This is a genomic window from Novosphingobium sp. BL-A-41-Hi4A-0G (assembly GCF_055521735.1).
The window spans coordinates 3,288,952-3,311,792 of sequence record NZ_CM145501.1; the positions used below are offsets into that span (position 1 = coordinate 3,288,952).

General features: G+C 65.7%; 18 protein-coding genes. 11 read left to right on the plus strand and 7 right to left on the minus strand.

Translation table 11 applies throughout. The features are described from left to right. The first annotated feature begins 1 nt into the window (after position 1). From ACZ1JX_RS15905 to ACZ1JX_RS15915, 3 genes are read left to right on the plus strand one after another with little or no spacing between them, the layout of a single operon-like run. Positions 2-898 carry a hypothetical protein gene (locus ACZ1JX_RS15905; protein WP_465124479.1) on the plus strand — a complete coding sequence of 299 codons (897 nt, stop codon included), beginning with the start codon at positions 2-4 and terminating at the stop codon, positions 896-898. Positions 899-905: 7 nt separating this feature from the next. Further along, positions 906-2,789 (plus strand): cytochrome c3 family protein, encoded by a 1,884-nt coding sequence (locus ACZ1JX_RS15910; RefSeq protein WP_465124480.1) that lies wholly within the window; start codon positions 906-908, stop codon positions 2,787-2,789. 20 nt (positions 2,790-2,809) lie between these two features. After that, a complete protein-coding gene (locus ACZ1JX_RS15915; protein WP_465124481.1) occupies positions 2,810-3,661 on the plus strand; it encodes a phosphodiesterase in 852 nt (283 codons plus the stop codon). Positions 3,662-3,673: 12 nt separating this feature from the next. Here ACZ1JX_RS15915 and ACZ1JX_RS15920 read toward each other — a convergent pair whose 3' ends face one another. The 3 genes from ACZ1JX_RS15920 to lptB all read right to left on the minus strand — a co-directional run bounded on the left by ACZ1JX_RS15920 (position 3,674) and on the right by lptB (position 8,145). Then, positions 3,674-5,698: an amidohydrolase family protein gene (locus tag ACZ1JX_RS15920; RefSeq protein ID WP_465124482.1), complete on the minus strand. Its 2,025-nt coding sequence runs from the start codon at positions 5,696-5,698 to the stop codon at positions 3,674-3,676. Positions 5,699-5,747: 49 nt separating this feature from the next. Beyond that, on the minus strand, positions 5,748-7,241 hold the full coding sequence (gene rpoN / locus ACZ1JX_RS15925) for an RNA polymerase factor sigma-54 (RefSeq protein ID WP_465124483.1): 1,494 nt from the start codon (positions 7,239-7,241) through the stop codon (positions 5,748-5,750). 127 nt (positions 7,242-7,368) lie between these two features. Next, positions 7,369-8,145, minus strand: coding sequence for an LPS export ABC transporter ATP-binding protein (lptB, locus tag ACZ1JX_RS15930; RefSeq protein WP_465124484.1), 777 nt, complete (start codon positions 8,143-8,145; stop codon positions 7,369-7,371). A 229-nt stretch (positions 8,146-8,374) separates the two neighbouring features. On the opposite strand from lptB, the gene ACZ1JX_RS15935 reads away from it, so the two are divergent. Together ACZ1JX_RS15935 and ACZ1JX_RS15940 are read left to right on the plus strand one after the other, a co-directional pair. After that, on the plus strand, positions 8,375-8,740 hold the full coding sequence (locus ACZ1JX_RS15935) for a hypothetical protein (RefSeq protein ID WP_465124485.1): 366 nt from the start codon (positions 8,375-8,377) through the stop codon (positions 8,738-8,740). A gap of 107 nt (positions 8,741-8,847) precedes the next feature. Continuing rightward, on the plus strand, positions 8,848-10,194 hold the full coding sequence (locus ACZ1JX_RS15940; RefSeq protein WP_465124486.1) for a TldD/PmbA family protein: 1,347 nt from the start codon (positions 8,848-8,850) through the stop codon (positions 10,192-10,194). Positions 10,195-10,254: 60 nt separating this feature from the next. Here the strand turns inward: ACZ1JX_RS15940 and ppa are convergent, their stop codons facing one another. From ppa to ACZ1JX_RS15955, 3 genes are all read right to left on the minus strand, one after another. Then, positions 10,255-10,794, minus strand: coding sequence for an inorganic diphosphatase (ppa, locus tag ACZ1JX_RS15945; RefSeq protein WP_465124487.1), 540 nt, complete (start codon positions 10,792-10,794; stop codon positions 10,255-10,257). An 87-nt stretch (positions 10,795-10,881) separates the two neighbouring features. Next, a complete protein-coding gene (locus ACZ1JX_RS15950; protein WP_465124488.1) occupies positions 10,882-11,532 on the minus strand; it encodes a DUF1345 domain-containing protein in 651 nt (216 codons plus the stop codon). A gap of 5 nt (positions 11,533-11,537) precedes the next feature. Continuing rightward, a complete protein-coding gene (locus tag ACZ1JX_RS15955; protein WP_465124489.1) occupies positions 11,538-13,499 on the minus strand; it encodes a M61 family metallopeptidase in 1,962 nt (653 codons plus the stop codon). Between the two features lie 102 nt (positions 13,500-13,601). Here ACZ1JX_RS15955 and hisS point away from each other — a divergent pair, with 102 nt between their 5' ends. The 6 genes from hisS (at position 13,602) to metK (ending at position 21,118) form a co-directional block, all read left to right on the plus strand. Then, the gene (gene hisS / locus ACZ1JX_RS15960; protein ID WP_465124490.1) at positions 13,602-14,858 is read left to right on the plus strand and encodes a histidine--tRNA ligase; all 1,257 of its coding nucleotides are present in this window, start codon (positions 13,602-13,604) and stop codon (positions 14,856-14,858) included. Between the two features lie 136 nt (positions 14,859-14,994). Continuing rightward, on the plus strand, positions 14,995-16,059 hold the full coding sequence (gene prfA / locus ACZ1JX_RS15965) for a peptide chain release factor 1 (protein ID WP_465124491.1): 1,065 nt from the start codon (positions 14,995-14,997) through the stop codon (positions 16,057-16,059). 99 nt (positions 16,060-16,158) lie between these two features. After that, positions 16,159-17,025, plus strand: a complete 867-nt coding sequence (prmC, locus tag ACZ1JX_RS15970; protein WP_465124492.1) for a peptide chain release factor N(5)-glutamine methyltransferase — start codon at positions 16,159-16,161, stop codon at positions 17,023-17,025. A gap of 195 nt (positions 17,026-17,220) precedes the next feature. Next, positions 17,221-18,165 (plus strand): DUF4167 domain-containing protein, encoded by a 945-nt coding sequence (locus ACZ1JX_RS15975; RefSeq protein WP_465124493.1) that lies wholly within the window; start codon positions 17,221-17,223, stop codon positions 18,163-18,165. Positions 18,166-18,226: 61 nt separating this feature from the next. Next, the gene (gene lnt / locus ACZ1JX_RS15980; RefSeq protein ID WP_465124494.1) at positions 18,227-19,834 is read left to right on the plus strand and encodes an apolipoprotein N-acyltransferase; all 1,608 of its coding nucleotides are present in this window, start codon (positions 18,227-18,229) and stop codon (positions 19,832-19,834) included. Between the two features lie 72 nt (positions 19,835-19,906). Continuing rightward, complete coding sequence (metK, locus tag ACZ1JX_RS15985; protein ID WP_465124495.1) at positions 19,907-21,118, plus strand: methionine adenosyltransferase; 1,212 nt, start codon at positions 19,907-19,909, stop codon at positions 21,116-21,118. 77 nt (positions 21,119-21,195) lie between these two features. Here metK and ACZ1JX_RS15990 read toward each other — a convergent pair whose 3' ends face one another. Beyond that, positions 21,196-22,710 carry a DEAD/DEAH box helicase gene (locus tag ACZ1JX_RS15990; RefSeq protein ID WP_465124496.1) on the minus strand — a complete coding sequence of 505 codons (1,515 nt, stop codon included), beginning with the start codon at positions 22,708-22,710 and terminating at the stop codon, positions 21,196-21,198. Positions 22,711-22,841: the final 131 nt, after the last annotated feature.

A 22,841-nucleotide genomic window follows, 5' to 3' on the forward strand; every position in this document is an offset into this window, starting at 1 on the left:
GATGGCATCTGTCGCACCACGCAAGCGTACCGGAGCCAGTCGCGAACGCACCAGCACGCACGAGGGCTTCCTCACCCACCGCAACCTGTTCTGGGGCAAGCTCTCCGCCGCGCTCGCCGCTGTCCTGATCGGGCTCTACATCTTCGTGCCGCTGCCGGGCACGCACTTCGGTTCGAGCTGGCTGGGCTACACGCTCGGCACTATCGGCGCGCTGCTGATCCTGTGGCTGACCATGCTCGGCATGCGCAAGCGCGCGATCACGCCGGGGCGCTGGAGCCTCAAGGGCTGGACTTCGGCTCACGTCTATCTCGGCCTGTGCCTTACCGTGATCGGCACGCTCCATTCGGGTTTCCACCTCGGCTGGAATGTCCACACCCTGGCCTGGGCACTGATGCTGATCGTGATCGGATCGGGGATTTTCGGCATCTGGGTCTATGCCACGCTGCCGCGCGCGCTCTCGTCCAACCGCTATGACGAAGAAGGTGCGATCACCGAAAAGCAGATGATCGAAGCGCTGCGCTCGCTCGACCGCCAGATCCACGATGCCGCCCAGCCGCTCGACGTTGAGACCGCAACGCTTGTAGGCAAAAGCCTCGACGAGGATCCCTTCGCTGGCTCGTTCTGGAACCGAATCACCGGCAAGTACCCGAACTGCACCACGCGCAGCACTGCGGCCGAACTGCGGCGCATTCGGACCTACCGCCCCCGCATCGCCAACGACCCGCTCGACAAGGTCGACGCGCTGCTGACGCGCAAGGAGGCGATGCTCGGGCGAATGCGACGGCACTTGAAGCTCAAGTCATGGCTGCAGGCCTGGCTCTACATCCACGTGCCCGTGACCTTTGCGCTGATTGCGGCGCTTTCCGCCCATATCGTCAGCGTCTTCTTCTACTGGTGAGCGAGAGATGAGCTTCCTAGTCCGCCAGATCGCGCTCAAGTCCAGTGGCGAGGAGATCGTCCGGCCGTCAACGGTCGAGGGTGACGTCCTGACCATCGGCCGCGATGCCGCATGCGACATCCACCTCCCCGACCTTGCCGTCGACCCGCGCCACGCGCAGGTCAGCCGGCAAGCCGACGGCAGCCTCGTCATCGCCTCGATCGGCGCGCAGCCGTTCGAGGTCAACGGGCGCAGCACCACACAAAGCCCGTTCGATCCAGCGGTCGGAGCCGAGCTCACATTCGGCGGGCACCGCATCTCGGTGTCGAACGATGTGGAAACCGGCGCCGCCACCTTCACCGTCCGCCGTGTCGAGGCCGTGTCCGATTCGGCCGAGGACAAGGACATCACCACTGTCTACACGCTCAAGGGCCTGCTGCCCGGCAAGCGCATGTCGGCGTGGACGTTTGCGGTACTGGTGCTGATCTCGTTCCTCGCCTTCCCGATCTATAGCTACATGACCTACAAGCCGCTGGCGATGCAGGAAAAGGCGCGCAGGCCTGATGGCTTCCATGCCGACCAGACCTGGTCGTCCGGCCCCTTGAGCCTTGCCCACAAGAACCTCGGCGGCGATTGTCAGGCCTGCCATACGCAGGCCTTCGTCGCGGTGACAGACAAGGCCTGCCTCACCTGCCACACCAAGGACGCGCATGATCACATCGCCGACAAGTCGCGCCTGCTGAAGGCTCGCGGCGCACCCACCGGCATGGCCGCATTCCAGCGCGCGGTCGCCAATGCCTTCAACCGCCCCGCCGGTCGCTGTGTCGATTGTCACACCGAGCATGAAGGCGCGGGTGCTATGCCGGCCACCCAGCAGAAATTCTGCGCCGATTGCCACAACGGGATGAAGAGTCGCTTGGGCGATACCAAACTTGCCGATGCCGCCGATTTCGGAACGATGCACCCCCAGTTCAAGCCGATGATCATCAGCGGCATGAACGGCAAGAAGCCGCTGTTCCAGCGCGCGAACTGGACGCCGGGGCTGACCGAGAACAACGGCCTCAAGTTCACCCATGGCCAGCACCTGTCGAAGACCAACGGCATTGCCCAGATGGTCCGCCGCATGCCCGGCCGCTTTGCCGCGAACGATGCCCTGCAGTGCAAGGATTGCCACAAGGCCGATGCCACCGGCACCCGCTTCAAGCCCGTGGTGATGGAAGATTCCTGCCAGTCCTGCCACTCGCTCGGGTTTGACCAGATCGGCGGCACTTTTCGCACGCTGCGCCATGGCGAACCGGAACTGGTCGTGGCCGATCTGCGCGCCTTCTATCGCGGCGGCGCTCCGGCGCGTCCGGCCAACCTCTCAGGCCTCGCCCGCCGCGTGCCCGGCGATGCCGCGCTGCGTTCGACCGCGGCGGACTATGCCCGCGCCGTGCGCTTCTACCCGACGCAGGCCGATCAGGCCGTGGCGCAAGTCTTCTCACAGGGCGGCATGTGCTACGATTGCCATACCGTGACGCGCGATGGTTCGGCTGCGACCGGCGGCTTCACCGTGCAGCCAGTCGCCCAGAACGATCGCTACTACCACAAGGGCTGGTTCGATCATAAGGCGCACAACAAGAGCGATTGCGCCGATTGCCACGTCAATGCAGGCACGTCGAACAAGGCGACTGACCTGCTGGTGCCGGGTATCGAGGGCAAGGGCGGCTGCCGCTCCTGCCACGTCGGCGGCGAGGGCGCGAAGCTTGCAACCGTATCCGTGAAAGACCCTGTCGATTCCTCCTGCGCAATGTGCCACTCCTATCACATGGATGCAGGCGCTCCCTGGGCGCCCAAGAAGGACCGGAAGAAGGACGTGGCGCAAACCGTTGCCGTGGCTGAAAGGCCCCGGTTCCCGGTCAAGCTGCGATAAAGCGCCGGGACGGGGGGACGATGCTGATCGCGCAGGTCACGGATATTCACCTGGGATTCGAACCCGATTCCCCCGGCGAATTCAACCGGCAGCGGCTTGACCGCGTGCTTGGCGAACTGGCGGCCATGCAGCCACGCCCCGATCTGCTGCTCGCCACAGGTGACCTGATCGATCGTGGTGACAAGGCCAGTTACGAGCGCCTGCGAGAGGCCTTCGCCGACCTGCCGTTCCCCGTCCACTACGCGCTCGGCAATCATGACGTGCGTGCAACGTTTCAGCAGGTCTTTCCGGAAGTCGCTTTTGATGGCGGTTTCCTGCAGTATGTCGTTGATTCTGGTCCATTACGGTTGATCGTGCTGGATACGCTCGAGGAAGGCCGCCATGGCGGTGCCTTCTGCGAAGCACGCGCTGCGTGGCTCCAGGCCCGCCTTGATGAAGCGCCCGAAGTGCGCACGCTGATCGTCCAGCACCATCCACCGGTCGAAGTTGGCATTCCCTGGATGAACACCGATCCGGCGGAACCCTGGGTTGAACGCCTTGCCCAATGCCTTCGCGGGCGGAGCAATATCGTCGGCGTGGTGTGCGGCCATATTCACCGCGCTGTGACTACGGCGTGGGAGGGCACCATCGTCGCCACCTGCCCGTCAACCGCACCGCAAGTCGCGCTCGATCTGCGCCCGATCGATCCTGACGTGCCGGACGAGCGCCACCTGATCATCGCCGACCCGCCGGGCTATGCGCTGCACTGGTTCAACGGTCGCGAGCTGGTCACCCACTGGGATACGGCGGAGGATCACCCGGTCCTCGCGCGCTATGACGCCAACCTTCAGGGCATGATTCAGGACATGCTGGCCGAACGCCCTCAGGTCTAAGGCCCGTCCGCGCTATGGCGCGGCGCTGACTTTCGGAGCGGTGGCAAACGGCTTGATGCCAAGCTTGGGGTAGATCTCTGCCGGGTAATAGAACGTCCCGTCCTTCACAACCATGGCGATGGATTTGATCGCCTTGAGGTCCTGCGTCGGATCACCCGGCACGAGGAAGAAGTCCGCCAGCTTGCCCCGCTCCAGCGAGCCGAGCTGCTGATCCTGCTTGAGGTAGGCCGCCATTTCCAGCGTGGCGCGCGACAGGACCTGCCCCGGCGTCATCCCCAGCTTGCCGAACAGTTCCAGCTCGCGATGATAGTTGAACGCCCCGCCAAGGTCGGTCCCGGGGATCAGCAGGATGCCCTTGCGGTTCATCTCGGTCAGTGTTTCGAGCACCTTGCCATAGGCAGCCACGTACTGTGCGCGCTCCTGCGGCGTATCGGTGCCGAACAGTGCCTGCTTCAGCTGGCGCTGCTCCGCAGGTGGCATGTGGTCGATATAGTCCACCGCGCCCGGATTGGGCTGGCCATCCAGCGCGGTGAGGCCCAGTTCGTGGATGCCGATCGTCGGCTCGTGCGCGGTGTGCCGGGCGACCATTGCATCGAGCGTCGCCTGCACTTTGGCGGATTTGATGTCGAGTGTGGGGAACCGGCGCATCGCAGTGAAGCGGAACAGCGTGCGGGTATCCTCGCCGGGGTTCAGCACCCAGCCGAGCATCAGCTGGTTGACGTGGGTGATCTCGTCGAACCCTGCGGCAATCATCGCGTCGGCATTGGAAAACGCCGGCACATGCCCTGCCACCCTCATGCCCAGACGATGCGCTTCTGCCACCAACGCGGGAGCCCAGCCCGGATTCATCGAATTGTAGAGCTTGGCCTGCCAGAAGCCGCGCGCAGCATACTTGCGAACCGCAGCAATGGCTTCGTCCTGCGTCGATACCAGCGTGCCGTTGCGCGCCGAGAACGGGCTCTTGCCTTCGATGAAGCCCGAACGGACGATGCGCGGGCCTGCCAGTTCCCCCTTGTCGATCCGCGCCACCAGCTTGTCGAGCACGTCGTCGCGGTTGCCCATGTCGCGCACCGTGGTGACGCCTGCCAGCACATTGAGCAGGGCGTCCTGCTGCCCGATGTGCCCGTGCATCTCGTAGAGCCCCGGCACCAGCGTGCCGCCGCTACCCTCGATCATGGTTTCGCCCGGCGTTGCCACGCTGCCCGCAGCAACCACTTCGCTGATGCGGTTGCCGGACACGACCACGTCGCGCAGATCGGTCAGCGCCTTCGACGCGGGATCGAACAGCCGCACGTTGCGGATGCGCACCGGCCCGGCATAGTGCCGTGCGCCCTCCGCCTGTAGCCGCGAGAACCGCTCGGCCCCAAGCTTTTCGGCCAGAGCGACGAGCGGCTCTTCCGAAACCTTCTCATAGCCCTTGCGCACCAGCACGTTGCTGTCGGTCAGCACCGCGAACAGCTCGCCCGAACTGTCGAGCGCTATGTAGTTCGGATCGAGTGCCAGCCCGCCCAGTTCGTAGATCGTGACCTCGATCTTGCCCTCGGGACCATCGAAGCTGCGGCGGTCCCGTTCGACCAGCGTCGCCGTCCCGCCCGGCGCGATGGCAAGGCTGCGGCCGGGGGTAGCGAGAAGAGCCTTGGCAAGGATCGCGATGTCGAAGACGGACCCGTTCTGCGTGACGTAGAAGCGGGGGGCATCCTTGCCCTTGATCGTGCCCTTGCCGGCAAGGTCGGTCCAGCTGGCACCTGCTGCCGTGCGCCGGAAGCTTTCGTTGACGGCATTGCCGAACGTGGTCCTGCCGGTGATGCGCCAGTCGAGCGGTGCACCATCGGCATCAAGCGTCACCGTTTCCCGGATCGTCGGCCCGCGCCCATTCTGCTTGATGTCGTAGTCGATGCTGACCTTGCGGCCCTCGCGGTCCACCACGTAGCGGCCGATGTCGACGCCCTCGGTCACCATGCGGAACTCAATGGGCCTGGCGCAGAGCGGCGATGCGGCGCTGGCGAGCGCCGCGGCGAGGAACAGCTTGAATTTCATGGCAGGATTGGCCCCGGAAAACGTTTCAATTGCGACGAGGCTAGCCCAGTCAGCGCACGCCTGCCAGAGCCTTCTGCCGCCGCCGCTGCACCGAACTGCCAAGGCCAATTGCCTCGCGATACTTCGCCACCGTGCGCCGTGCGAGGTCGAAGCCGCGCGCCTTAAGCAGGTCGACCAGCGCATCGTCCGAAAGGATCGCCTTGGGGTCCTCGGCATCGATCAGCTGGCGGATCGCGGCCTTCACCGCCTCAGCCGACGCACCTTCGCCATCCGACGATCCCACGCCCGAAGTAAAGAAGTACTTCAGCTCGAAGGTGCCGCGATTGCAGTGCAGGTACTTGTTCGAGGTCACCCGGCTGACAGTCGATTCGTGCATCGAAATCGCCTCGGCCACGGTGCGCAGCGTCAGCGGGCGCAAGTGCGCGACGCCGTGGCGGAAGAAGCCGTCCTGCTGCTTCACGATCTCTGCCGCGACCTTGAGGATCGTCTTCTGCCGCTGGTCGAGCGCTTTCAGCAACCAGTTGGCATCAGCCAGCTTCTCGCCCAGCCAGGCCTTGGCGTCCTTGGTCATGCACGCGCCGCGCATCTCGACGTAGTAGCTGCGGTTGACGATCAGCCGGGGCAGGGTTGCCTGGTTAAGCGCGATGTCCCAGCCGCCATCCTTGCCGCTGCGGATCAGGATGTCGGGCACCACCGCCTCGGCCATTCCTCCCCCGAAGCGCAAGCCCGGACGCGGATCATAGCTGCGCAACTCTGCCAGCATCTCGGCAAAGTCCTCGTCATCGACCTGGCAGAGCCGCTTGAGGCGTGCGATTTCGCCCCGCGCGACCAGCTCCAGGTTGTCGATCAGACGCGCCATGCACGGATCGTAGCGGTCCGCTTCCTTGGCCTGCAGCGCGATGCATTCGGCCAGATTGCGCGCGCCCACGCCCGTCGGGTCGAGCGACTGGACCAGCCCCAGCGCGCGCTCTACCACCACCGCCGAAAGGCCAAGCGCTTCGGCCACTTCGCCCAGCGGCACCGTCAGATATCCGGCTTCGTCGAGCTGGTCGATCAGCCAGCGTGCCACGAACAGCAATTGCGGATCGGATGTCTCGGCACCGATCTGCGCATGAAGGTGCTCAGCCAGCGTTTCCTCGCTGCGCCCCCGCTCTTCGATGTCCGGCCCTTCACTTCCGCCACCGCCCATCTCGCGCGAGGAGGACAGCTCGAAAGTGCTGGCATCCCCGGTGTCGCGATCCCGGTCTAGCGCCGAAGCGTCGATGTCGAGCGGCCGGTCCTCGGCCACGCGCCCTTCCGACACGAGCTGGTCCACCGGCGAGGATTCGAGATGCGTGCGGCGCAGTTCTTCGGGCACCGCCTCCACGGGTTCGCCTGCGGAACTTTCGCCGATTTCAAGCAGGGGGTTGGCGTCCAGCGCCTCGCCGATAAAGGCCTCGACCTCGAGGTTGGACAGCGCCAGAAGCTTGATCGCCTGCTGCAACTGCGGCGTCATTACCAGCGACTGGGTCTGCCGGATGTCCAGCCTTGGCCCGAGCGCCATGGTCTAGATCCCCCCCGAGATCCGCATCAGCCAACCTGCTTCGACAGGCTCAGCATGAGCGGTGGAAAGGCAGGTTCATGCGCAGCCCCCGCTCGTCCTGAGCCTGTCGAAGGACCGCAAGCCAGTCTCACAGCGTAAAGCCCTCGCCCAGGTAGAGCCTGCGCACGTTGGCATCGGCGACCAGCGCTTCGGGGCTGCCGGCAAACAGCACCTGCCCGCCATAGATGATGCAGGCGCGGTCGACGATGTCGAGCGTTTCACGCACGTTGTGGTCGGTGATCAACACGCCGATGCCGCGCTCCGAAAGGTCCTTTACCAGATGGCGGATGTCGCTGATCGAGAGTGGGTCGATCCCGGCAAACGGTTCGTCGAGCAGGATGATCGAGGGCCGTGCGGCCAGCGCCCGGGCAATCTCGCAGCGTCGCCGCTCACCGCCTGAAAGAGCCATCGCGGGGCTGGAGCGCAGCCGGGTCAGTCCGAATTCGTCGAGCAGGCGCTCAAGCTCGGCTTCGCGCGTAGCCTTGTCGGGCTCGATCAGTTCAAGCACGGTAGAGATGTTCTGTTCCACCGTCATGCCCCGGAAGATCGAGGTCTCCTGCGGCAGGTAACCAAGCCCGAGGATCGAACGGCGGTACATCGGCAGCTTGGTGATATCCACGCCATCGAGCAGGATGCGCCCCGAATCCGGCCGCACCAGCCCCATGATCGAATAGAAGCAGGTCGTCTTGCCCGCGCCGTTCGGCCCCAGCAGCCCCAGCACTTCGCCCTTGCCGACCGAAAGCGAGATGTCGGTCAGTACCGCCCGCTTGTCGTAGCTCTTGGCGATCGACACGACCTCAAGCCCGCCTTGCGGAATGGGCGGTGCGGCATTCGCGGGGGCGGCAGCTTCTTCGATCACAGTCATCAATCAGGCTCTGCAGTTTCAGGCGCTTGGGGCCACCAATAGCGTTTCAGCGCCGCGCGGCAAACCCCGCAGCGTGCGATTGGCAGGATTTATGCGTGGTACTGCTTTTGCAAAGGTGAACGGGCGATGATGTCCCGATGAAGAACGCACCGAATTGGAATTGATCTTGCAGGTTCGGCCCGCGCATGATCTAGTGCTGCCGGAGCAGGATAACCGAAGGAATGGTGCCATGAACAAGGCCCTCCAGTCGCAGAAGAGCCAGTCGGCAACGGTCGATTGGCGCAAGAAGATGAGCAACAATGTTGCCTACGGTCTTCTCGTATACACCGGCCTGCAGATCTTCGTGACCATGCACGAGATCCAGGGAAAAAGCGCCTCGATCCTGCCGGTCTTCGTGCTTGTCATGCTGGTCGCCGCGATCATCCCGCTGTTCCGCCATTTCGAACGTCGCTGGGAGCACCTCACCGACGATCAGGCGCACAATCCGGCCTACAGCGCTGCGTTCAGGCGCGATCAGATCAAGGTCTGGGCCTTGGCAGCGCTTCTGCCATTCCTGATCACCGGCGGGTTCAAGGCCTTCACCGCGCTTTCCTGATCGGCGGCCTGCTTCTCGACCTGATTGACCGCCACGACCTATCGATTGCCCCCGCCCCGCGAGGGCGCTAGACCCCGCAGCCTTGCCGCTTGCGAAAAGGTCTATCCATGCTGCCACCCGCCGATGCCCAGGAGCGCTGCGAAGCGCTGATCGCACGCGCACGCCGTGCCGGGGCCGATGCGGGCGATGCCGTGTACCTCGGCAATGCCTCCGAATCCGTCTCGGTCCGCCTGGGCGCGCTCGAGGAAGTGGAGCGCTCCGAGTCCGAGAACATCGGTCTTCGCGTATTCGTCGGCGGCGCGTCGGCCTCGATCGGATCGACCGACCTTGGCGATGCCGCGCTCGATGAACTCGCCACCCGCGCCGTCGCCATGGCGCGGCTTGCCCCTGCCGACAGGTTCGCAGGGCTCGCCCCCGAAGAACTGCTGCTGAAGGGTCCCGCTCCCGATCTCGACCTCGATGATGCCACCGAACGCAGCCCTGCCGAACTGCGCCGCCTTGCCGAAGAGGCTGAAGACGCCGCGCGCGCGGTTGCTGGCGTGACCAACAGCGAAGGCGGAGGGGCCAGTGCGGGGCGCGGACTCTTCGCGCTGGCCACCAGCCACGGCTTCTCGGGCGCCTACGCCGCCTCCAGCCACAGCCTGTCAGCCAGTGTCGTCGCGGGCGAGGGAAGCGCGATGCAGCGCGACTATTCCTGGCGCAGCACCCGCTTTGCCGCAGACTTGCGCGCGCCTGCCGAAATCGGCCGCGAAGCAGGCGAGCGCGCGGTGCGCCGCCTCAACCCCGGTCGCGTCAAGAGCGGGCCGATGCCCGTGGTGTTCGACCCGCGCGTCGCCAACTCCATTGTCAGCCACCTCCTTGGCGCGATGTCGGGTGCTTCCATTGCCCGCCGCGCCAGCTTCCTGCTCGACCGCGACGGGCAGAAGCTGTTCGACAGCTCGATCACCATCACCGACGATCCCCTGGTCGCGCGCGGCATGCGCTCGCGGCCCTTCGATGGCGAAGGCCTGCCGACTTCGGCGCGCAAGATCGTCGATGCCGGGCAGATCACAGGCTGGCTGATGGACGCCGCCGCCGCGCGCCAGCTTGGCGCCACGCCCACCGGCCACGCCTCGCGCGGCTCGTCGGGCGCACCGCACGTCACCTCGAGCAACGTCGTGCTCCACCCCGGCACGATGACACCGGCGCAACTCATCGCCGACATCGCCGATGGCGTCTATGTCACCGAACTGATCGGCCACGGCGTCAACGGCGTGACGGGCGACTACAGCCGCGGTGCATCGGGCTTCAGGATCGTGAATGGCGAGATCGCCGGGGCGATTGCCGAGTTCACTGTCGCGGGAAATCTCATCGACATGTTCGCCGCGATGACCGCCGCCAATGACCTCGAAGTCTATCGCGGCATCGACACGCCCACCCTGCGCATCGACGGCATGAGCGTCGCAGGAGACTGACGCAAAAAGGGGCGCCGGTCCCTGCGAACCGACGCCCCCTCCTAATCTTACGTGGAACGATCAGGCCGGCTTGGCGGCCTTGGCGCGTTCGATCGCCTCGATGGTGATGCGCTTGGCATCGTCCGCACCGCCCCAGGTGCCGACGCGGACCCACTTGTCCTTTTCGAGGTCCTTGTAGTGGGTGAAGAAGTGCTCGATCTGCTGCATCACGATCTCGGGCAGATCCTCGCGCTCCTTCACGTCCGAATAATACGGGAAGGTCGAATCGACCGGCACGCAGACCAGCTTTTCGTCGCCGCCATGCTCGTCTTCGAGATTGAGCACCGCAATCGGGCGGGCACGCACGACCGAGCCTGCCAGGAACGGCGAACGGGCAATGACAAGTGCGTCAAGCGGGTCGCCATCGGGCGAGAGCGTGTGCGGCACGAAGCCGTAGTTCGCCGGATAACGCATCGGCGTGTGCAGGATGCGGTCGACGAACAAGGCGCCCGAAGCCTTGTCGAACTCGTACTTGACCGGCTCGCCGCCGACCGGAACCTCGATGATGACGTTGAGGCTTTCCGGCGGATTGTCACCGGTGGGGATCATGTCGATGCGCATCTTTGGCCCTGTTCGCTAAGGGTGGAGAGAATGCCCTGCCCCTAGCGAAGCCGCTTGTGCACCGCAACAAGACTTATGGCGAAAGGCCTATCCGAGTGCGTTGATAGTGAAGGCGATCACCCCAATGTTGAACACGAAGGCCGCGAAAGAGTGCAACGTGGCAATCCGGCGGATCGAGCGTCCGGTGATCTGGGTGTCCGATGTCTGGAAGGTCATCCCCAGCGTGAAGCTGAAATAGGCGAAGTCGAGGTAGTCGGGCGTCTTCGTGCCGGGGAAGTCGATCCCTGCGCTGTCGGCCCCGTCGCGGGCGGAATAGTAGAGGTGCGCGTAGTGCAGCGCATATACGGTGTTGGCGAAAAGCCAGGTCAGTGCCAGCGTTCCGATCAGCTTGGCCAATGCCACCTGGTCGCCGCCCGATGCTCTTGGCAACTCGGCCGAGATCGCCGCGAGGACGACCATGGTCACGATCGTGGTGATCGCCAGCACGAACATCCGGTTGGCGTCGTTGTCGGCCGCGTGGCGACGAATTTCGGCCACGCTCGAATCGCGCAGCAGGGGGATAAGCGAGAGCAGGAACACCACCGCGGCCAGATCGAAGGCCATCGCGGCAGTGTCCGTCATGCTCTGTGCCGCAGCGAAGTGCCGGAACGTGAAGAAACCCGCCACCAGCACGACAAGGAACAGGACGAAGCGGGGCGGCGCTAGCCGGTTTCCCAGCGTTGCGCCGCCGCGCGCCATGCCGATTACTTCTTCGACTTCGCGACCGCAGCGCCGGGACGCTTCGGCTCGAGCAGCAGGTCGAGCCCGGTCGGTGCCTTGCCCGCAGCCACGCGTTCCAGCCACGGATAGCGAAGGCCATCCCTGTAATCGAGCTTCACCGTCTCGAACTGGCTGCCGCGCTTGACCAGCAGTTCCAAAGGAGCCCCCTTCTCACCCTTGGCCGCAGTGATCGCCTTCTTCATGTCGTCGGCGCTGTAGGCCGCACCGTTCACCGCCATGATCTGCGTGCCGGTCACGATGCCGGCATTGAACGCCGGGCTGTCCCAGCGTGTGCCGGTGACCTTGCCGTCCTTGTCGAGCGAGATACCGATCGAGTTGGCAAGGCTCAGGCCCTTCCCGAAGTCGATCGCGGCCTTCATGTAGGGGTTGGGCTCTTCCTTCCAGACCAGCTTGTAGCCACCCTTCTCGATCCCGTTCAGCGGCGCGGGCTGGCCCGGCTGGTTGATGCGGGTGTCGATCAGTTTGGCCCAGTCATAGGGATAGAGCGCATTGAGCTTGGCGACGATCTCGTCGACCTCGAATGGGATCTGGCCGTAATCGCCCGGATTCATGCCGAAGAAGGCCTTGGCGAAATCGTCGATCGACTTCTTGCCGCCGGTGCCTTCGCGAAGGATCTGGTCGATCTCGAGCCAGACCAGCGCACCTTCGGTGTAGTAGTCCTCGTTGCGGGCGAGCGAAGAGTAGGGCTTGGGCTTGCGCGAGGCGAAGACCGGATCGAACCCGGTATCCTCGACCGAGCGCCATTCGCGGCCGGGCTGCTGGGTAAAGCCACCGGCCCATGCCGCCAGCATGCCCAGCACCATGTCCTTGCCCTGCATCCCCGAACGCGCGGCGAGCACCGCGCCCCAGAACTGGTCCTGCCCTTCATAGGTCCACAGCAGGTCGCCCTGCATCGGCTGGCGATAATCGGGCGTCCACAGGCGAGCCGGACGCCGGAACTTGCCCGACCACGAATGCGAATATTCGTGCGGCAGCAGGTTACGGTCCCACTCCTGCTTGGCCCACTCGGTAAAGGCCTCGGGCTCCAGCTGGTTTTCGCTCGACCGGTGGTGCTCAAGCCCGATCCCGCCGATCTTGTCCGACAGGGCGAGCAGGAATTCGTAGTGATCGAAGTGGTTCGCGCCGAACGCCAGACGGGCCTCCTGCACCAGTGCAGTGTGCGCGGCGATGTGCTCGGGCTTGGCGGCAAGCTGCTCGGGCTTGTCGGCCACGACATTGAGCGTGACGTTCTGCCCCAGATCCCACTTCTTGAAGTACTTGCCGGCAAAGATCGGCGAATCGACCAGCGTTTCGTAGTCCGTCTCGGCCCAGGTCACGCGGTTGCCCGCCATGCTCATGCCGTCCAGCGCAGTTGCCGGAGTCCAACCCTGCGGCAGCGTCACCGTCGGCTTCACGCGGATGCGGCGGACGTAGTGGCCTGCGGGGTAAAGGCTCATTTTCTCCCACTGCAGGTTGAGCATTTCGGACGTCATCGTGATGCGCCCTTCGGCCGATTGCAGCGGCGAGGTGTGGATCAGCTTGGCGACGACTTCCTTGGCCCCTGCGGGCAGCATGACGTGGAAGGCATAGACCTCGACCCGGTCACGCTTCCACTCGACCGGCTTGCCATCGACAAAGAACTGCACGCCCACCAGTTCGGCCAGAGGACCGCGCGGGCCATGGTTGCCGGGCAGCCATTGCGGATAGAGCAGGATGAGTTCCTTGGCGCCTGCCGCCACGGGAATCGTCTGGGTCACCTTGTAGTCGCCGCGCACCACGTCGGTCGCGTCGATATCGAGCGTCATCGTGCCAGGATAGGCGACGTCCTGCGCATCCGGCACAGTCTGCTGGATCGGCACGGCCATCGGCGCGGAGTTCGCGGCGAGGGCGGTGGTGGAGACGGAAAGGGCGAGGAGGAGCGGAGCTGCCGTGAAGTGCTTGATCATGGGGCATGTTCATGGCGCGAAGCAGTCGCATCCGCAACCAGTCTCATCCGCCTTTTTGTCAGTGCTTTCCGTTTTCGCGCTTTCGGGCTAATCGCGCGCTCCATGAGCACACAGACACCAAGCATCCAGACCCCTCAGGCCATCCGCGGCACCCAGGACATCTTCGGCCCCGATGCCGAGGCGTTTGCCTTCGTCGTCGAGACCTTCGAGCGCGTCCGCAAGCTCTACCGCTTCCGCCGCGTGGAAATGCCGGTGTTCGAAAAGACCGCCGTGTTCAGCCGCTCGCTGGGCGAGACGACCGATGTCGTCTCCAAGGAAATGTACAGCTTCGAGGATCGCGGCGGGGAATCGCTCACCCTGCGCCCCGAATTCACCGCCGGCATCGCGCGCGCCTACCTCACCGACGGCTGGCAGCAGTATGCCCCGCTCAAGGTCGCGACCCACGGCCCGCTGTTCCGCTACGAACGCCCGCAAAAAGGTCGCTACCGCCAGTTCCACCAGATCGACGCCGAAGTGATCGGCGCGGCCGAACCGCAAGCCGACGTCGAACTCCTCGTCATGGCCGACCAGCTGCTCAAGGAACTGGGCATCGCCGATGGCGTGACGCTCCAGCTCAACACGCTGGGCGATGGAGCCAGCCGCGAGGCATGGCGCGAGGCGCTGATCGAATACTTCCGCGCGGTGAAGGGCGATCTGTCCGAGGACTCGCAGGACCGTCTCGAACGCAACCCCTTGCGCATCCTCGACAGCAAGGACCCCCGCGACAAGCCATTCACCGCCGATGCCCCGAAGATCGACGATTTCCTCAGCGCCGAAGCACAGGACTTCTTCGCCAAGGTCACTGGCGGTCTGGACGCCGCAGGCGTTGCATGGACCCGCGCCCCGGCCCTGGTGCGCGGCCTCGACTACTACCGCCACACCGCCTTCGAATTCGTCACCGACCGCCTCGGAGCCCAGGGCACCGTGCTGGGTGGCGGCCGCTACGACGGCCTGATGGAAGCCCTCGGCGGTTCGGCCACGCCTGCCGTCGGCTGGGCTGCGGGGATCGAGCGGCTGGCGATGCTGGTGGGGGAGAAGGGCGAGGCCAAGGCCGACGTTATCGTTGTCGTAGAAGACGATGCGCTGCTCAATCGCGGCATCGCGCAAGTCTCGCACCTGCGTCGCGAAGGCGTTTCGGCGGAACTCGTCGCGTCCGGTTCGGCGCGCAAGCGGTTCGACAAGGCGGTCAAGATGGGTGCGAACGCCATCCTCGCCCTCGCCATGCGCGACGGCCAGCCTGCAGCCCGCGTCAAGGCCGAGGACAGCGCGCCTGCTGCTCTGCGTCAGCTTCTGGACGCAATGGCCTCGGATTTCGCGTGAGCCATCCCCTTTCCGTCACCCCGGCGAAGGCCGGGGCCCATGACCTTCAGGCGATGCGTGACAGCCCCGTAATGGGCCCCGGCCTGCGCCGGGGCGACGGAGTTTGTGGCGTTGCGGTGGAACGGGGAGCGGCCTGATGTCGGTAAGCGAAGCCCGCCTCGCGCAGATCGCCAACCGTTTCGCCGAACTCGAAGCGCGGCTCGCCTCGGGCACACTCGAAGGCGCGGATTTCATCGCCGCCAGCCGGGACTATGCCGAACTAGAACCCGTCGCCCGCGTCGCGCGCGAGATCGCGGACATGCGCGCCGAGCTGGTCAGCCTCGCCGCGATAGACGATCCCGACATGCGCGAACTGGCCGACGAGGAGCTGCGGCGCATCAACGCCGAACTGCCTGACGCCGAACACCGCCTCGCCATCGCGATGCTGCCGCGCGATGCAGCCGACAGCCGCCCCGCCATGCTCGAAATCCGCGCAGGCACTGGCGGCGATGAGGCCGCGCTCTTCGCCGCCGACCTGTTCCGCATGTACGAACGTTACGCCGCAGAGCAGGGCTGGCGGGTCGAGATCGTCTCGGTCAACGCCAACGACATCGGCGGCTACAAGGAAGTCGTCGCCAACGTCGCGGGCAACGGTGTCTTCGCCAAGCTCAAGTTCGAGAGCGGAGTCCACCGCGTGCAGCGTGTGCCCGTGACCGAATCGGGCGGGCGCATCCACACCTCTGCCGCCACGGTCGCGGTCCTGCCCGAACCGGACGAGGTCGACGTGCGGATCGAGGACAAGGACCTCAAGATCGACGTCTACCGCGCCAGCGGCGCGGGCGGGCAGCACGTCAACACCACCGATTCGGCCGTGCGCATCACCCACCTGCCGACTGGCACCGTCGTCACCTGTCAGGACGGACGCAGCCAGCACAAGAACAAGGACAAGGCGATGCAGGTCCTGCGCGCCCGCCTGTTCGAAGCCCAGCGCGATGCCGCGCAAGGCGAGGAGGCCGAGGCGCGCAAGGCCATGGTCGGCTCTGGCGACCGCTCCGAACGCATCCGCACCTACAACTTCCCGCAAGGCCGCGTGACTGACCACCGCATCAACCTGACACTCCACCGCCTGCCGGAAATCCTCGAAGGCCCCGGCCTCGCCGAGCTGATCGATGCGCTGATTGCCGAGGACCAGGCCAAGCGGCTTGCGGCGATGGATGCCTGATCTGATCTCCCTGCGTCCTCGCGCAGGCGGGGACCTCAGGCGGTTCGCGGTGACGTTCCGTAACAACCCCGAGGCCCCCGCCTGCGCGGGGCAGCAGGCGTGACGGTAGCCGCCGCCCTTCGCGCCGCCACCGAGCGCCTGTCTTCCACCAGCGACACCGCGCGCCTCGATGCCGAACTGCTGATGGCCCACGCGCTCGGCTGCTCGCGCACCGATCTGCTGCTCCGGCATATGCAGGCGGAGGCCCCGGCCAGCTTCGCCCCGCTCGTGGAACGCCGCCTGACCCACGAACCCGTCGCCTACATCACCGGCAGCGCCGAGTTCTACGGGCTCGACCTTATCGTCACGCCCGACGTGCTGATCCCGCGCGGCGATACCGAAACCCTCGTCGAGGCCGCGCGCGAGGCCTTTGCCAATCGCGCACCGCCCCGACGCATCCTCGACCTAGGCACCGGTTCGGGCGCGCTACTGCTGGCGGCGCTGTCGCTTTGGCCGCAAGCGGAAGGCGTGGCGCTGGAACGCTCTCCCGGCGCGCTGGCCGTGGCGCAGGCCAATGGTGCCCGACACGCAACCACCGCCCGGTTCCTCGCAGGCGACTGGACACAGCCCGGCTGGGCAGACGATCTTGGGCAGTTCGACCTGGTCCTTTCCAATCCGCCCTACGTCGAGGACGCCGTTGAACTGGACCCTTCGGTCCGCGCGCACGAACCCGCATCGGCGCTGTTCTCCGGGCCGGAAGGGCTCGACGACTACCGCGTGCTGATCCCGCAACTGCCAGGCCTGCTGGCAGCAGACGGCATCGCGATTGTCGAGATCGGCTGGACCCAGGCCGATGCCGTATCTGCTCTGGGGCAGGCCTCAGGCATGAGCACGCGGGTCCATTGCGATCTGGCGGGACGAAAAAGGGCGGTCGAAATGGCGCGAATTGCCAATATTCCTCTTGGCAAGGGACCTGCGGCCCACTAATTGTGTTTTCAGGCAGGGGACGGACGAAGGCTTCCCGTCCCGGCCAGCTCCACCATTTGCAGGGAATATCGGCCAACGGGGTCGGGACGAGCGCAGATGCTGGGAACCCCGATTCGCATGATGCGGACCGGTGGCGGAGGGTTGCGCGGCATACGGGTTGCTCAAGCTTTACGAGAGGCCGCCCCATTTAAGGAAGTGCCTGAGTTGAATAACAATCGTGGTAACAACCGCCGTCGCGGCCGGGGCAACAACAATCGCCCGCAGAACGGTGGTCAGCAGCTGAACCGGATCGACAGCCGCGCAAGGGGCAATGCCCCGCAGATGCTGGAGAAGTATCGCAAGCTTGCGCAGGACGCGCACCTCAATGGTGATCGCGTGCAGGCGGAATACTACCTGCAGTTCGCCGACCACTACTTCCGCGTGATCGCCGACACCCGCGTCCGCCAGGAAGAGCAGCGCGCCCGCCCCAATGGCGAACGCTGGCAGGAGCAGGAAACCGACGACAACGGCGACGACTTCAGCGTCGAAGGCGATTTCCCCGCCTTCGACCGCCCGAGCTCGACCCGCCACGATCGCGAAGATCGCGGCGAACCTCGCCAGCGCGACGATCGGCCGCGTGAAGACAGGCAGCGCGATGATCGTCCCCGCGAGGACCGGCAGCGCGAAGATCGCGGCGAACCCCGCCAGCGCGATGATCGCCCCCGTGAAGACAGGCCGCGCGAAGACAGGCCGCGCGAAGACCGTAACGAAGGCCGTCGCGAGCCCCGCCGCTTCGACCGTAACCGCAGCCGCGATGCCGAGGCCGAAGTCGCCACGGAAGAACGTCTCCCCGGCGAAGGCGTCCCCGCCATCGAGGGCGAGCCGATTGCCGAAGTCGCCGACAACCCGTTCGTCCGCGAAAGCCGCGCCGGCCGTGGCCTGCGTCCGCGCACCGAGCGTCGCCCCCGTCGCGCAGCCGAAGACGAGGCACCGGCCACGCTCGACGCCTCGTTCCTGCCGCCATCGATCAGCGCTCGCAGCGAGCCCGAGCCGGAAACGGCACCTGCAGCCGCTGAGGAAGCGCCGGCACCTGCGCCCAAGAAGCGCGGTCGCCCGCGCAAGACGCCGCTGCCCGAGGCAAGCGAACCGGCTGAAGGCTGAAATCTGACGCCGGGGGCAGGCTGCTTGCGGTCTCTCCCGGCGCACCCCATAGCAGAGGGGCATGAGCCGCTTCAGCTTCCCCCTCCGTTCTGTCTCGGGCCCGATCCCCCGCGATTCCCTGCTCACCATCGCCGCCGGAGGTCTGGCCGCCTGCGGGTTCCAGCCGCTGGGCCTCTGGCCGCTGACACTGGCGGCTTTCGCCTTCCTGATCCACCGCCTGCACGTGGTGAAGACCTGGCGGCAGGCATTGCTCGCCGGATGGTTGTTCGGGGTCGGGCATTTCACCGTCGGCAACGGCTGGATCGCCACCGCTTTCACCTATCAGGCTGAAATGCCCGCGTGGCTCGGCTGGATCGCAGTGTTCCTGCTGGCGCTTTATCTCGCGGTCTATCCGGCGCTCGCCACATGGGCCGGCTGGTGGCTGGCGAATACCCGCCGCGCGATGCTCCTGCCCGCCTTTGCCGCAAGCTGGATCGTCGCCGAATGGCTGCGTTCATGGGTCTTCACCGGCTTTGCGTGGAATCCGCTGGCGATGGTCACGCTCGGCGAATTCGAACGCCCCGGCCTCGCACTCGCGGCGCAATGGACCGGGACTTATGCGCTCTCCGGGCTCGTCGTGCTGCTCGCAGGCTGGTGGCTTTTCGCGCTCAGGGCATGGCGGCAGGGGACGAAGTGGGCCGCAGGCGCCTACGCGCTCGGCCCCGCGCTACTGATGGTCCTGCCCCTCCATGGCGAGAGGCGCGAGGGCACCTTGCCCTTCACCCTGGTCCAGCCTGACGTGCGCCAGGAACTGCTCGCCGATCCTGCCAACTTCGAGAACCAGTTCCGCCAGACCGCCGTGCTCTCGCTCGCCCGCAAGCCCGGCGAGAAGCGGCTGGTGCTCTGGCCCGAAAGCGGCGTCCCCGATTTCCTGCGCCCCGGCTACGCCCAGTTCTGGTACGACGAGACGACTTACGCCTCCGACCCCGCTCTCGCTCGCGAACGCCTTGGCCGCGTTGCAGGCAGCGGTGGACTGCTGCTGACCGGCACGACGGACCTTGCGATGAAGGGCCGCAAGGTCATCGGCGCGTGGAACGTGGTCACCGCGCTCGATTCGTCCGGCATGATCCGCGGCTCCTACGCCAAGGCCCATCTCGTGCCCTATGGCGAATACCTGCCAATGCGCGACATCCTCGAACCGCTCGGCCTGTCGCGGCTGGTCGCCGGTAGCCTCGATTTCTTCTCGGGGCCGGGCCCGCGCACGGTGGACTTCGGCCCCGTCGCGCAAGGCGGCTGGGGCAAGGCGGGCTTCCAGATCTGTTACGAGATCATCTTCTCAGGCCAGGTCGTCGATCGCGCCCATCGCCCCGACTACCTGTTCAACCCATCCAACGACGGCTGGTTCGGTGCCTGGGGCCCGCCGCAGCACCTTGCCCAGGCCAGGATGCGTGCGATCGAGGAAGGCCTTCCGGTCCTGCGCGCCACGACCACCGGGATCAGCGCGGTGGTCGATGCCGACGGCGTCGTGCGCCAGTTCATCCCACAACAGCGCGCGGGTCGGCTCGACGGCAAGGTGCCGCCCGCCCATGCGCCGACCCTGTTCGCGCGTACCGGCAACATGCTCGCGCTTGCATGGGCAGTAGCGCTTCTTTTTGTTGCACTGGTTGCAAGAGCTACGCGGAAACGCTAAGCGGGGCGGGACATAAAGGTTTCTTTATATCGCTGGCTTCCTGGCATAGGCCCACTTGGCATAGGATTTCCAATGCGCACCGACTATCTGTTCACTTCCGAATCTGTCTCCGAAGGCCACCCGGACAAGGTTTCCGACCAGATCAGCGACGCCATCGTCGACCTGTTCCTGTCGAAGGACCCCGAAGCGCGCATCGCCTGTGAAACGCTGACCACCACGCAGCTCGTCGTGCTCGCCGGTGAAATCCGCTGCAAGGGCGTGTACGAGAACGGCGAATGGGCCCCCGGCGCGCAGGAAGAGATCGAGAAGACCGTGCGCGATACGGTCAAGCGCATCGGCTACGCACAGGACGGCTTCCATTGGGAGAAGTTCGAATTCATCAACCGCCTGCACGGCCAGTCTGCCCACATCGCGCAGGGCGTTGACGCTGGCGAGAACAAGGACGAAGGCGCAGGCGACCAAGGCATCATGTTCGGCTACGCCACCGACGAGACCCCCGGCCTCATGCCCGCGACGCTCTACTACAGCCACAAGATCCTTGAGCGCATGGCCGCCGACCGCCACTCTGGTGCGGCGCCCTTCCTCGAACCCGACGCCAAGAGCCAGGTCACGCTGCGCTACGAAGGCTCGCTCCCCGTCGCTGCCACCGCGATCGTCGTCTCGACCCAGCACAAGGCCGGCTACGACGAGAACGACCCGGCCAAGCAGGCCGAACTCGAAGCCTATGTGAAGGGCGTCATCGCCGACGTGATCCCGCCGGTGCTGCTGCGCGAGACCGAATACTTCATCAACCCGACCGGCAGCTTCGAAATCGGCGGCCCTGACGGCGACGCTGGCCTCACCGGCCGCAAGATCATCGTCGACACTTACGGCGGCGCATCCCCGCACGGCGGCGGCGCGTTCTCGGGCAAGGACCCGACGAAGGTTGACCGCTCGGCAGCCTATATCACCCGCTACCTTGCCAAGAACGTGGTCGCAGCAGGCCTCGCCACGCGCTGCACCATCCAGATCGCTTATGCCATCGGCGTTTCCAAGCCGCTGTCGCTCTATGTCGACACCCATGACACCGGGACCGTCGGCGACGACAAGATCGAACAGGCGATCCTCGGCATCGCCAAGCTCGGTGGCCTGACCCCGCGCGCGATCCGCACGCATCTCGGCCTCAACAAGCCGATCTACCAGCCGACCGCCGCCTACGGTCACTTCGGCCGCAAGGCAGAGGGCGACTTCTTCCCGTGGGAGCGCACCGATCTGGTTGACGACCTCAAGGCCGCACTCGCCTGATCCTGCGATACGGCTGAAACACAAAAGGCCCGCTTCCGGCAAGGAAGCGGGCCTTTTCTTTGTCGGCGCCAACCAGCTCAGCTGGCGCGGCGAACCTTGTTGCGGTGTGCGCCGACGCCCGGAGCGCCGCGCGGGCGGAAGTTGCGCGGCTGGTTCGGATCGCGCTCGCCGCCGTTGACGGTAGCTTCGAGCACCGGGTTGCGCACGGGACCACGATCGCCCTGCGCGCCATCGCGGCGTTCCTGGCGGGGCGAGGTATCGCGCGGACGACCGTCGCGGCCCTGCGCCTTGCCACCGAAGTTCTGGTTGCCGCGCTTCTGGTCACCCCTTGGCTGGCCGCTTCCGCCACGGCCACCGTTGCCACGCTGTGCGCGGGCATCGTGGCGGGCATCGCGTTCCTGCTCTTCCGGCTTGCGGCTCGGGGCAGGGAGCTTGGCGGCTTCGGCCATGAAGTTCTCAGGCAGAGCCATGGTGTCGATCTTCAGCCGCGTCAGCTTCTCGATGTCCTTGAGGTAAGGCTTTTCGTCCGGCGCGCAGAAGCTCATCGCGATGCCGTCAGCCCCGGCGCGCGCGGTGCGGCCGATGCGGTGGACGTATTGTTCGGGCACGTTGGGCAGTTCGAAGTTGAACACGTGGCTCACCCCCGAAACGTCGATGCCGCGTGCAGCGATGTCGGTGGCGACGAGCACCGGGCACGAACCCTGACGGAACGCTTCCAGCGCGGCGGTGCGCTGCGCCTGGCTCTTGTTGCCGTGGATGGCGCGGGCGTCGATCCCGGCGGATGACAGATGGCGCACAACCCGGTCGGCGCCGTGCTTGGTGCGGGTGAACACCAGCGCGCGGTCCAGTTCCTTGGTCGCCAGGAGGTTGCGGATGCGCAAGGTGAGCAGCGCCTGTTTCTCGGCCTGGTTGACGAAAGTCACGTACTGTTCGACGCGCTCGGCCGTGGTCGAGTTCGGGGCGACTTCGACGCGCACCGGGTTGACGATGAACTGCTTGCCCAGATCCTCGATCGCCTTGGGCATCGTCGCCGAGAAGAACAGGCTCTGGCGCGTCTTGGGCAGGAGGTTCGCCACGCGCTTCAGGGCGTGGATGAAGCCGAGATCCATCATCTGGTCGGCTTCGTCGAGCACGAAGATCTCGGTACGGCCGAGCGTCAGTGCGCGCTGGTCGATCAGGTCAAGCAGGCGGCCCGGCGTTGCCACGAGAATGTCGATGCCCGGCACGAGGCGGCGCGCCTGCTTGCCAATGGGCACGCCACCGAACACGCAAGCCACCGAAATGCGCAGGTTGCGGGCATAGCCCTCGATGTTGTCGGCAATCTGCGCGGCCAGTTCGCGGGTCGGCGAGAGGATCAGCATGCGGCACGAGGCCGGCTTGCGCTCGATCGGGTTGGCGGCAAGGCGGTGCAGCGAAGGCAGCGCGAAGGCTGCGGTCTTGCCGGTGCCGGTCTGGGCAATGCCGAGGAGGTCGCGGCCCTGCAGCAGCGCAGGGATCGCCTGACGCTGGATCGGCGTCGGATCGTTGTAGCCCTTGGTTTCGAGGGCGCGGAGAATGGGTTCGGCAAGGCCGAGTTCAGCAAAAAAGGACATGAATATGCTTTCGTCAGCGCATCGGCGAAAAGCCGACGCGCAAAGAGAGTTCGCTTGTGCGCTCATGCCGAAAAGGCACGAGCGGGGTCGATCGTGCGACCCATGCGTGAAAGGGGAAGCGGGCGGGGCAG

Bases quoted from the DNA above. Each gene is read 5' to 3' on its own strand.
- ACZ1JX_RS15905 (WP_465124479.1), top strand. From the start codon at position 2: ATGGCATCTGTCGCACCACGCAAGCGTACCGGAGCCAGTCGCGAACGC.
- ACZ1JX_RS15910 (WP_465124480.1), top strand. From the start codon at position 906: ATGAGCTTCCTAGTCCGCCAGATCGCGCTCAAGTCCAGTGGCGAGGAG.
- ACZ1JX_RS15915 (WP_465124481.1), top strand. From the start codon at position 2,810: ATGCTGATCGCGCAGGTCACGGATATTCACCTGGGATTCGAACCCGAT.
- ACZ1JX_RS15920 (WP_465124482.1), bottom strand. From the start codon at position 5,698: ATGAAATTCAAGCTGTTCCTCGCCGCGGCGCTCGCCAGCGCCGCATCG.
- rpoN (WP_465124483.1), bottom strand. From the start codon at position 7,241: ATGGCGCTCGGGCCAAGGCTGGACATCCGGCAGACCCAGTCGCTGGTA.
- lptB (WP_465124484.1), bottom strand. From the start codon at position 8,145: ATGACTGTGATCGAAGAAGCTGCCGCCCCCGCGAATGCCGCACCGCCC.
- ACZ1JX_RS15935 (WP_465124485.1), top strand. From the start codon at position 8,375: ATGAACAAGGCCCTCCAGTCGCAGAAGAGCCAGTCGGCAACGGTCGAT.
- ACZ1JX_RS15940 (WP_465124486.1), top strand. From the start codon at position 8,848: ATGCTGCCACCCGCCGATGCCCAGGAGCGCTGCGAAGCGCTGATCGCA.
- ppa (WP_465124487.1), bottom strand. From the start codon at position 10,794: ATGCGCATCGACATGATCCCCACCGGTGACAATCCGCCGGAAAGCCTC.
- ACZ1JX_RS15950 (WP_465124488.1), bottom strand. From the start codon at position 11,532: ATGGCGCGCGGCGGCGCAACGCTGGGAAACCGGCTAGCGCCGCCCCGC.
- ACZ1JX_RS15955 (WP_465124489.1), bottom strand. From the start codon at position 13,499: ATGATCAAGCACTTCACGGCAGCTCCGCTCCTCCTCGCCCTTTCCGTC.
- hisS (WP_465124490.1), top strand. From the start codon at position 13,602: ATGAGCACACAGACACCAAGCATCCAGACCCCTCAGGCCATCCGCGGC.
- prfA (WP_465124491.1), top strand. From the start codon at position 14,995: ATGTCGGTAAGCGAAGCCCGCCTCGCGCAGATCGCCAACCGTTTCGCC.
- lnt (WP_465124494.1), top strand. From the start codon at position 18,227: ATGAGCCGCTTCAGCTTCCCCCTCCGTTCTGTCTCGGGCCCGATCCCC.
- metK (WP_465124495.1), top strand. From the start codon at position 19,907: ATGCGCACCGACTATCTGTTCACTTCCGAATCTGTCTCCGAAGGCCAC.
- ACZ1JX_RS15990 (WP_465124496.1), bottom strand. From the start codon at position 22,710: ATGTCCTTTTTTGCTGAACTCGGCCTTGCCGAACCCATTCTCCGCGCC.